This window comes from Salinibacter sp., assembly GCF_042218895.1.
Classification (GTDB): domain Bacteria; phylum Bacteroidota; class Rhodothermia; order Rhodothermales; family Salinibacteraceae; genus Salinibacter.
In genome coordinates this window covers 1-8,700 of the sequence record NZ_JBDGQQ010000117.1, presented here as the reverse complement: position 1 = coordinate 8,700, position 8,700 = coordinate 1, and the positions used below count along the sequence as shown (strand labels likewise).

Here is an 8,700-nt window from a genome sequence, read left to right as displayed (position 1 = left end):
ACGTGAGGTCGGGCACGAGCGGCCAGCCCAGGTGCGACGCGAGGCGCTGCGTGGCGTCCGCCGCGGCGGCACTGTCGAGACGGCCCGCCACGACGAGTCCCTTCTCGGTGCCGCCGAGCACCTCGGCCAGGGCCTTCACCTCTGGACCCGATGGGGTGGAGACGGGCGTCGGGTACTGTGTGTACGGCTCCGAGCCCGTGGCCCATTCCTTGACCACAGCGGGCACCGTCACCGATCCCTCCGTCTCGACCGGCTCCAGGGGCTTCCGAAACATGCAGTTGACGTGCACCGGGCCGGCGGGGGCGCGTGTCGTGCGGTGAACCGCCTGGTTGGTCGTCGTGAGGACGTACGCTGGGTCAATCTCGTCGGTCGGGGGCGGGAGGTCCACCTGCCAGCGTACGTAGTCGCCGAAAATCTTGACCTGGTCGATCGTCTGGTTGGCCCCGGTGTCGCGCAGCTCCGGGGGCCGGTCGGCGGTGAGGAGGAGCAGCGGGACGCCGTCCACGGACGCCTCCACCGTGGCGGGCAGGCCGTTGGCGACGGCGGTGCCAGAGGTGGTGATCCAGGCGGCGGGCGTCTGGGTGGCGCGGCCCACGCCCAGCGCCGCAAACGCATTGCCTCGTTCATCGACGTGCAGCACGGTTTCGGCCGTCGGGTGGCGGGCGACGGCGACGGTCAGCGGGGTCGATCGGGAGCCGGGCGCGACGAAAAACGTCTCGACGCCGTTCCGGACCAGCTCTTCCACGAGCAGCTGAGTCCAGAGATACGTGGCGTTCGGTGCGTCGAGGACGGAGGGGTCGGGCACAAGAGGGGTACGGTTCGTCTGCGTAGCGGGACGGCGGACAGGGGCGCACCGCCGGGATGAGCGCGATGATTGCACGTTCGGCCCGCGCCAGTTGTGTCGGTGCGGATCGCGCACGGAACCGCTCAGGCGAGCTCAACCGGCCTGTCTCTGAGAACCGGTCACGCCCATGATGGCGGCAAAGTCCCCAATCTTCTGCTCAATCTCGTCCCATTCCCGGCGGGGCTCGGACCCGTCGACGATGCCAGCCCCCGAGAAGAGGGCCACTCGATTCGTCCAGGCAAGCCCGGCCCGGAGGCCCACCGCAAACTCGGCGGCCTCCGCCCCGATCCACCCCACCGGCCCTGCGTACCATCCCCGATCGAACGGCTCTTGGGCCCGAATGGCCGCCACGGCATCCTCAGTCGGGACGCCCCCCACCGCTGGGGTTGGATGGAGCACCTTGAGCAGGTCGGCCGTCGAGGTATCCTCACGGAGCGTTCCGTCGATCCGGGAATAAAGGTGACGGCCCCGGGCCAGGGCCAAGTCGTCGGGCTCCTCCGGCGCCTGGACCGAGGTGCAGACCCCTTCGAGATCGGCCTGGATCGCGTCCTGGACGAAGGCGTGCTCTCGGCGCTCCTTGGGACTCGTCAGAAGCTCTTCACGGAGGGCGCGGTCCTCGGCCGCCGTCTCGCCACGGGGACGGGTGCCGGCCACCGCCTCACTCACCACGTCCTCCCCCTCTCGTCGGAACAGGCGCTCAGGGGACGCGCCCATGAAGACTGGTCCTTCTGCGGGCCGCGTGGCAAAATGATAGCAGCCCGGCGTGGCCGCCTCCAGGTGGCGAAGCACGAGCAAGGGATCCATCGGGTCGTCAAGCGCGAGCGCCACGCGGCGCGCCAGCACAACCTTGTCCAGCGCCTCCCCGCTGATGGCATCGAGCGCCCAGCGGACGATCCGCGTCCATTCTTCCTGCTCCGGTGCGTCCTGCCGGTGGTAGGGGCGTGGGAGGGGCGCCGGCCCCGTTGGCGCAGGGAAAGCGAGCGTCTCAATGTCTCCCACAACGGCCTCGGGGTGGTGTGCATCTCGGGGAAGCACGAGATTGCACGCCAGCCTCCGCTCCCCCTCGGTTTCGAGCAGTTCGAACCGGGGGAGCACGAAGCGGTAGGTGCCGAATGGGGCCCACCGGCGGTCGGGACGATCCGGGGCGGGCGGCTGGGCGGCGTCGAAGCGGAGCCCCCCGTAGTAGCGAATCGCGGAATCGGCACTGCCAAGGCGCTCGGTCAGCCGGTCGTGGAGGGCGTCGTAGTCGACTGGTGCGGACGAGCTGGCCAGCACATCGGCCGCCCCAATCGCGGCGACGGTCCGGTCGTCGGTCCGCCCTGACCAGTAGGTCGCCTCGGAGCAGTCCTGGGCCCGCATCCAGTCGATGGGCCGTACCGGTCCCGGAACCGGTACGGTCGGCCGGGCGATCCAGGACCCATCCTCCCTCGCCTGGAGGGCGGTGCGCACCCGCTTCAGGAGGGCGCGTCGTACCTCCTCGGCGGCATCGATGGATCGAACGGTAGTGGGGTCGAGGTCAAGCATATTGTGGATGACAAGGCGCGGACCGCGATCGATACGGTCGGGCGCCAGGCAGGCCCGCCGTATCCGTGCTCTTCGTTCGGGGCCGATCCCCTACGCCTGGGCGGCGTCGCCGGCGGACGACAGATGAGCAGTGCAATTGAGAAGATCGGCCCGAAATCGGTCGCCCGTGCAGACGACGCGATTGACGCAGGTGTTGGAGTGACCGAGCTCCTGCATGTGCTCGAGGCCATAGCCGTCGAGAAGGGTTGCGAGCAGAACCCGCAGGTACCGACCGTGGGTCACCACGAGGGCGGTTCGGCCTTCCTCGCGTGCGGCGATGTGACGAATCGCCCGCTGGGCGCGGGCCTGCACGTCCCGAATCGATTCTCCCCCCTCGATGGCCCGGTCGTAAGCCCCGTCACGCCACGCAGACTTGACGTCTTCCATCGATGCGTCCCGCTCCGCCGAGGGCGGTTTGCCCTCGAACACCCCCCAGTTCATCTCATTCAGGTCGCGGAGATACGTACGGGAGAGCGGCTCGTGAGGGGGAGCGAGGAGCTTGGCGGTCTGCTTGGCTCGCTGGAGGGTGCTGGCGTAGAGGGTATCAATGCCGACCGGCCCAAGCCGTTGGGCCAGGGCCTGTGCCTGGGCACGGCCTGCGTCGTTGAGAACACTATCGATCCCGCCCCCCTGCACGATGCCTTGCCGGTTGTGCTCCGTCTCTCCGTGACGGACGAAGTAGAAAACCGTGGTGTCGTCCGGGACGAAAGGTGTACCGTCGATGCCCATTCGGACTAAACGTGTGGCTAATTGCTGTGCGGAGGGTCGTTTTGGTCCTGGTGCCCGTGCCAGTTGTCGAGGATGTCATCGGTGATCTCGCGGACGTGCGGCACCGAGAGGCGGTGCTTGAGCGCGACGCGAATAATGAGGCCGCGGAGAATTTGGTCCGCTACCGGAAGGGGATACAGCTTTCGCTGTAGGGGACGTAGCACGTATCTGGATGCCCACCTCAGCACGTCCCACCGCAGAAGGACAAATCCGGCGAGCCCAACCCCCACCGCCCCGTGCAACCCGGCGGCGGCGAGGGCGCTCATCGTGACAACGTAGTAGACGGACTGTGCAATCACGTGATCGAGGGCCGCGATGCCCCGCACGGCCAGCAGGCCCGGAAGGGCAGGACTCGAGAGCGACCATCCCACATAAAGAAGCAAAGCACTGCCCCCGGCCCAGTCCAGGGGCAGCCCCCAAAGCATCGGAGGAAGCGCCCAGAGCACAATCGTCTCGGCCGACTCCACCCAAACGTCCGCCCAGCGGAGCAGTTGCTCCAGGGATACGTGGTCGAGCACCTCTCCGGCGTAGTCTTGCACCTCTTCTTCCGTGACGTGGTACCACCGCCCCCCTGCCGTCATGATGCCGTACGGCGTATCGACGTAAGGAAGGGCCGATGAGTCTTGCATTCCGGACATCCCTCGCGGTGCTTTTGTCTCGCGAATTTCGGCCGCAAGGCCGGCGGTTCCTGCGTCCGAACGTACACGGGGGCAGGGGTGCGGTTTCAATCTCAACTGAAAGCTTTATCCCTCCTACACACTCTGCCTGTAGGGCGTCCTCACTCCGTCGGCTGCATCACCAACTCCGGACCGATACGGACCCGGAATCGCGGTGACGAGATGCCGGCGGCCTTCAACGGCGGGCGCAGGGTCGCCTTGAGGGCTCGGGCCGTGTTCACTCGGGGCTGCGTCGCAGAGTCGATCCGTTGTTCTGCCTGGTCCCGGAACGCCTCTTCAACGGCGGCGAGCGCTTCGGCCCGAACTGAATCGGGAGTGTTGGAGGGCAATAGCTGCATCCAGCCGCTCGTCCGCGTCCGCACTTCTAGACGCGTGAGCTTGGGGTCTACGCTGTGGACGGAGAGCGAGGGAAGTTTCAGCTCCACCGCTCCCCCCTCTTTCACCGACACCATCGATGGGGAAAGCGAATCCACGTTGAAGCCGTAGGAAACCGTTCCCGGAACCTGAATCTTGGTGTCCGCCCCGCCCTGGAGGAGGGCAAGGGCAGGGGGCCGCGCATACGCCAGCACGGTCGTGAGCCAGTCCGGCGTGATGAACTGCGCCGAGTCGACCCGTACGGTGACGCTCATGTCCAATGTGCCCGTCACGAGGAACGAGGCCGGGGCCTCGTCTTGAATCGTCGTGACGACGGTCCGTCGGACGGTGGCGTTGGACGGTCCCTGCTGCCAAAGTACCACGGCGGCCGCCAGGAGGAGTCCGATGAGAACTCCGACGCCGATGCCGATCCGTCGTGTCGAGGACATAGGAGCCAAGGCGGGGGCGTCGTCCAGAAGGACGCGAGAAGAGCCGTCGTCAGAGCCCGAGCAGCACGAGCGCTACGCTGGCCAGCCCGAGCCCGACTTGATTGGGTCGCGAGAGCCGTTCCTCCCACACGGTTACGCCGATCAGCGCCGCGAGCGCCATGATGGCGATATTGTTTGCCGGAAAGACAAATGGACCCGGAAGGGCCTCGATGGCCCGAAGCAGAAACTCGAGGGAGCCGTAGTTGGCGATTCCGAGCAGGACGCCCCAGGCTACGGTTTGGCCGGCGGGCCATTCCCCCTGCCGCACGCCCTGCCGCACCACCACTGCGGCCCCGATCAGGAACGCCACCCCGAACGCCAGTAGCAAGAAGAGCACCTGACTGTTGGCGGCCCCAAATCCTTCTTCGAAGGCCTTCATCGACACGTCAACGGCTCCCCCCAGGCAAAAGGTGAGGGCCAGGACCCCGGCCGTGTACCAGTCGATCGCTGGGGGCCTGGGTAGGACGGCGGCCGCTCCCTGCGGCGCGGACGGGGCGCGTGCCGCCACGGGCTCCGGGGCGCGTTTGTGGGCCAGAAGCGCGAACGCCACAGCCGCGAGGCCCATCCCCATCCCCTGCGCAACGGTCGGGACCTCCCCCCACACGAGCCACGAGGCCAGGAACGGAATGACGACCGACACGCGCATCACTCCAATCGCCAGCGACATGCCGGCCACGTCCGTCGCCCACGAGAGAACGAAGAACCCAGCGATGAGCAGGGCCCCGGTTCCGATTCCCAGCGCGACAAGCCCCCCCGACAGTGCAAGCCCCGACTGAACCGAGCGTCCCTCAAGCGCAAGGAGGACCACAGCGACGCCCACGGCGGCCGCATAGTTCACGGTCAGAAGAGCCGTGCGGTCCAAGTCACGTCGGCCCGTGTACTTGAAGATCACGCCGATCGTGACGCTACAGGCCACGGCCAGGGCCAGGAACAGCATAAACAGCAAGGATCAGCTCGGTGGAGAACACGACCCCAGAGGCCTACTCCTCCGACAGGAAGGTGTAGTAGCGCAGCCGGGATGGGACAGGGGTGACGTCCCGAATGATGAAGTCCGAGGGGACGTGGACGCGGGGCGTCACGTACCCGGTCGTGTCGGAGCGAATTTGATCGTACGACACGGTAGCGAAGAAGTCCGTGGAGCGCCGTGCCTCGAACAGTTGCTTGAAGAGCACGCTGTACCGAATTCGAATCGAAGGCGGTTGTAGGGCCACCACATCCTGGCCGGAGGGCACGCCTACGACCCGCACTTTTACTTTTTTCGTTTCCTCGGAAAACCGCCCGGCCCGCGCCACGAGGGTGACCGCGTCAGTGCTCGTCTCAACGAGGCGATTGAGCGTGTCCGCCAGGGGCACTTGGACCCTGACGGTATCCTGCAGATCAGTGACCGTCGTCGAATCCGTCGGCCAGGCATTGATGTTGCTGACAATCGACTGGGCTCCCTGTACTCGGACCGAGTCGGGCCGAAGCTGGGGATCGTCGATCAGCTTGTATCCGGCAGCAAGGTCAATCCCTACACGGCTTCGAACGGGTACTCTCCGCGACTGTGTGGGTTCTAGTTTTACCGTGAACGAGCTTGGAGTGACGCTCCGCACCTGCACGTCCGAGAGCTGAACCTGCTCCTTGACGTTCACTTGCCCAGTGGAGCCATTCACTTTGATGGCCGGCGGGCTGTAGAGGAGACGAATGAGGTCGAACCTGCTGCCTGTCACCTGCGCACGGACCGAGGACGGGGGAACCTCCGCGAGGGCCTTTCCCTCGGGGGTCTCCACGACCTGCACCGGCAGTTGAACCTGCCGAGTGTGGGATTCATCCAGGGTCAGGGACAGCCACAGAATGAACGACAGCAGCACCGACACGGTGACGACCACCCCCCACCGATCCTCTTCTCCACCTAGTCGCTGCTGCCCGTTGGAGGAGAAGAGGGAACGAAGCCAATCCCAAAAGATGGTGCTTTGGGAGTCGTTGGAGGCAGTCACGGACGGGCGTGAGCGGTCCGAAAGAGTAGAACCAGAAGGGGAAATGCGCTACACGCGCCGTCCCGCCGTGTGTTCTACATTCCCGCTCAGTCCTCCATCCACCGCGGCGCGGCGTTGTCCCTGAACAGGCGTCCGGACCGCAGATTCTCGAGGGCGCGCCGCCCCCGTTGGAAGAGGGCCTCACCGAGACGCCGGAGCAGACTGCTCACGAGTGCCAGTCGCCATCGCACCGCCGGACGTGCGTATCCGAACTCCGCCAACCAGTGCCCGGCGATACGTTCGACGAGGACCCGCTCCGCCTCGGGCATTTGCGTGCGCCATTTTTCTCGGTTCGACGGGTCGATCTGTCGGCCACTTTTCTCCTTCCAGGGCTCCCGCTCGGCGTCGAAGGGCCGGTCCTCCTCCCCCTCCCGCCGCAGCATCGAGGCCCGAAACGGCATTTCCAAAAACATGCACACGTCGCGCAGTGTCGCCTCCGGCTCCGTAATCAGATCCTCATATCGGAGGCTGAAAAAGCGGTCGCCGAGCGTTTTGTGGTACCGGACCGTGCGGGCGGCGTAGCGGCGCCACGTCCAGGCCTGCTCCGGCAGCGTCTTGTGGTTCCATGGCAGGGCCCGCAGGGAAAGTGCCACGTCCCGGGGATCGCGGACGATGGCGATGAAGACAGCGCCGGGGAACTGCCGGGCCATTTCGGGGATGGTCCGGAGGTGGTCCGGCGTCTTTTCTCCCCATGCCGGGGCGTCCGAGCGCGCGGCGTACGTGTCGAGCACCGCACGGAGGATGTCGCCGTGCGTGGGCGCCTCCAGGGCCCGGAGCCGCTCACGGATGGTGGCCCATTCTTCTTCGGCCAGCCCCATGTCGTGCACGCCGGGCTGTTGATCGAGTCGGGCAAGCATCCGCTCAACCTCGGCCCAGCCGTCAATCCGTCCCCCCGTCCAGCACCGCGTGAAGTAGTGCGTCTCCGGGGCAATCACGAGGTCGGGATGTGCGTCGAGCAGGCTGCTGAGCAGCGTGGTGCCCGAGCGCGGCATGCCCACGACGAACACCGGATGCCGGGGGGTGCTCGACTCAGTCATGGGCCTCCAGCACGCGACGGTAGAGCGCGACAGTCTGCCGGGCCAACCGCGGCCAGTCGAGGTCCTCGACCGGCGCCCGCCCCGCTCGATCGGTCGTGCGGGCCCACCTCATGCCCTCGGCCAGGACCGACGGGGTGAGCTCTCCCCCGTAGGTGCGCATCCAGTCGGGCCCCACCCGGTCCTGGAGCTCCGTCATGGCCCCGCGGTCGGGCACCAGCACCGGCCGGTCGAACGACAGGGCCAGCAGCGCCGAGCCCGAGTGCATGATGGTCTCGTAGGGAAGCACTACGAGATCGGCGGTCGCAAGGAGGACCGGTATTTCCTCCTCGTCGATGAACCGGAGATCCGTGCGGACGCGGGCGTCCCCCTCGGCCGCTGTCCGAGTGCGCTCGGCCAGCTCGTCGGAGACGGGATTGCCGGCCACCACGAGGCGCGCTTCCGAGTTCTCCCACTGGCAGAAGGTCCGGATGAGGGAGACGACATTTTTGTACGGGCGAATGCGCCCCACGAAAAGCGCCACGGGGGCTTCCGGATCGAGGTCGAACCGGCGCCGCGCCTCCGCCTTCGGCACGGGGTCCGGGTACGCTGTGCGGTAGTGGCCGTGCGGCACAATGGCGCTTGGGACCGACCGGAGCACCGGGAACCGGTCGTACGCTTCGTCTCGGGCCGTCTCACTCAGACTGATGATGCCATCCACCATTGGGAGAAAGAGTGGCCAGAAGACGTTCTCCAGCTGCGGATGGTAGGACTCGTGGGGACCCAGATCGTGGACCGTCCACACGAGCCGAGTACCACAGAGCCGGGCCCAGGCAAAGAGGAGCAGCTCGGCCGTAACGTAGAAGTACGCCGCTACCGGAGAGCGGTAGCTCAGAAAGTCCTCCGGCCAGTGCACGTGCCAGACGTCGTAGCGGCGCTGGAGGGGTTCGAACATCGTGAACCCGTCCACCTCCACGT

At 66.6% G+C, this 8,700-nt stretch carries 9 protein-coding genes; all 9 read right to left on the bottom strand.

What is annotated here, in order from left to right; all coding sequences use genetic code 11:
• Positions 1 to 805: 2-succinyl-5-enolpyruvyl-6-hydroxy-3-cyclohexene-1-carboxylic-acid synthase (menD, locus tag ABEL04_RS10555; RefSeq protein ID WP_375802356.1), on the bottom strand; the 805-nt coding region annotated here is incomplete at its 3' end.
• 132 nt (positions 806 to 937) lie between these two features.
• The gene (locus ABEL04_RS10550; RefSeq protein ID WP_375802355.1) at positions 938 to 2,368 is read right to left on the bottom strand and encodes an isochorismate synthase MenF; all 1,431 of its coding nucleotides are present in this window, start codon (positions 2,366 to 2,368) and stop codon (positions 938 to 940) included.
• 90 nt (positions 2,369 to 2,458) lie between these two features.
• Complete coding sequence (locus ABEL04_RS10545) at positions 2,459 to 3,136, bottom strand: histidine phosphatase family protein (protein ID WP_375802354.1); 678 nt, start codon at positions 3,134 to 3,136, stop codon at positions 2,459 to 2,461.
• Between the two features lie 17 nt (positions 3,137 to 3,153).
• Positions 3,154 to 3,813 carry a hypothetical protein gene (locus ABEL04_RS10540; RefSeq protein ID WP_375802353.1) on the bottom strand — a complete coding sequence of 220 codons (660 nt, stop codon included), beginning with the start codon at positions 3,811 to 3,813 and terminating at the stop codon, positions 3,154 to 3,156.
• A 140-nt stretch (positions 3,814 to 3,953) separates the two neighbouring features.
• On the bottom strand, positions 3,954 to 4,655 hold the full coding sequence (locus ABEL04_RS10535) for a DUF4230 domain-containing protein (RefSeq protein WP_375802352.1): 702 nt from the start codon (positions 4,653 to 4,655) through the stop codon (positions 3,954 to 3,956).
• Positions 4,656 to 4,704: 49 nt separating this feature from the next.
• Positions 4,705 to 5,631 carry a hypothetical protein gene (locus ABEL04_RS10530; protein ID WP_375802351.1) on the bottom strand — a complete coding sequence of 309 codons (927 nt, stop codon included), beginning with the start codon at positions 5,629 to 5,631 and terminating at the stop codon, positions 4,705 to 4,707.
• A 43-nt stretch (positions 5,632 to 5,674) separates the two neighbouring features.
• The gene (locus ABEL04_RS10525) at positions 5,675 to 6,670 is read right to left on the bottom strand and encodes a CdaR family protein (protein WP_375802350.1); all 996 of its coding nucleotides are present in this window, start codon (positions 6,668 to 6,670) and stop codon (positions 5,675 to 5,677) included.
• Between the two features lie 86 nt (positions 6,671 to 6,756).
• Positions 6,757 to 7,746, bottom strand: a complete 990-nt coding sequence (locus ABEL04_RS10520; RefSeq protein ID WP_375802349.1) for a sulfotransferase — start codon at positions 7,744 to 7,746, stop codon at positions 6,757 to 6,759.
• A partial coding sequence (locus ABEL04_RS10515) for a glycosyltransferase family 4 protein (RefSeq protein ID WP_375802348.1) occupies positions 7,739 to 8,700 on the bottom strand: 962 nt, incomplete at its 5' end. The genes ABEL04_RS10515 and ABEL04_RS10520, both read right to left, overlap by 8 nt.

Coding starts and splice junctions, on each gene's coding strand:
- ABEL04_RS10535 (WP_375802352.1), bottom strand. CDS start 4,655: ATGTCCTCGACACGACGGATCGGCATCGGCGTCGGAGTTCTCATCGGA.
- ABEL04_RS10530 (WP_375802351.1), bottom strand. CDS start 5,631: ATGCTGTTCCTGGCCCTGGCCGTGGCCTGTAGCGTCACGATCGGCGTG.
- ABEL04_RS10520 (WP_375802349.1), bottom strand. CDS start 7,746: ATGACTGAGTCGAGCACCCCCCGGCATCCGGTGTTCGTCGTGGGCATG.
- ABEL04_RS10550 (WP_375802355.1), bottom strand. CDS start 2,368: ATGCTTGACCTCGACCCCACTACCGTTCGATCCATCGATGCCGCCGAG.
- ABEL04_RS10545 (WP_375802354.1), bottom strand. CDS start 3,136: ATGGGCATCGACGGTACACCTTTCGTCCCGGACGACACCACGGTTTTC.
- ABEL04_RS10540 (WP_375802353.1), bottom strand. CDS start 3,813: ATGTCCGGAATGCAAGACTCATCGGCCCTTCCTTACGTCGATACGCCG.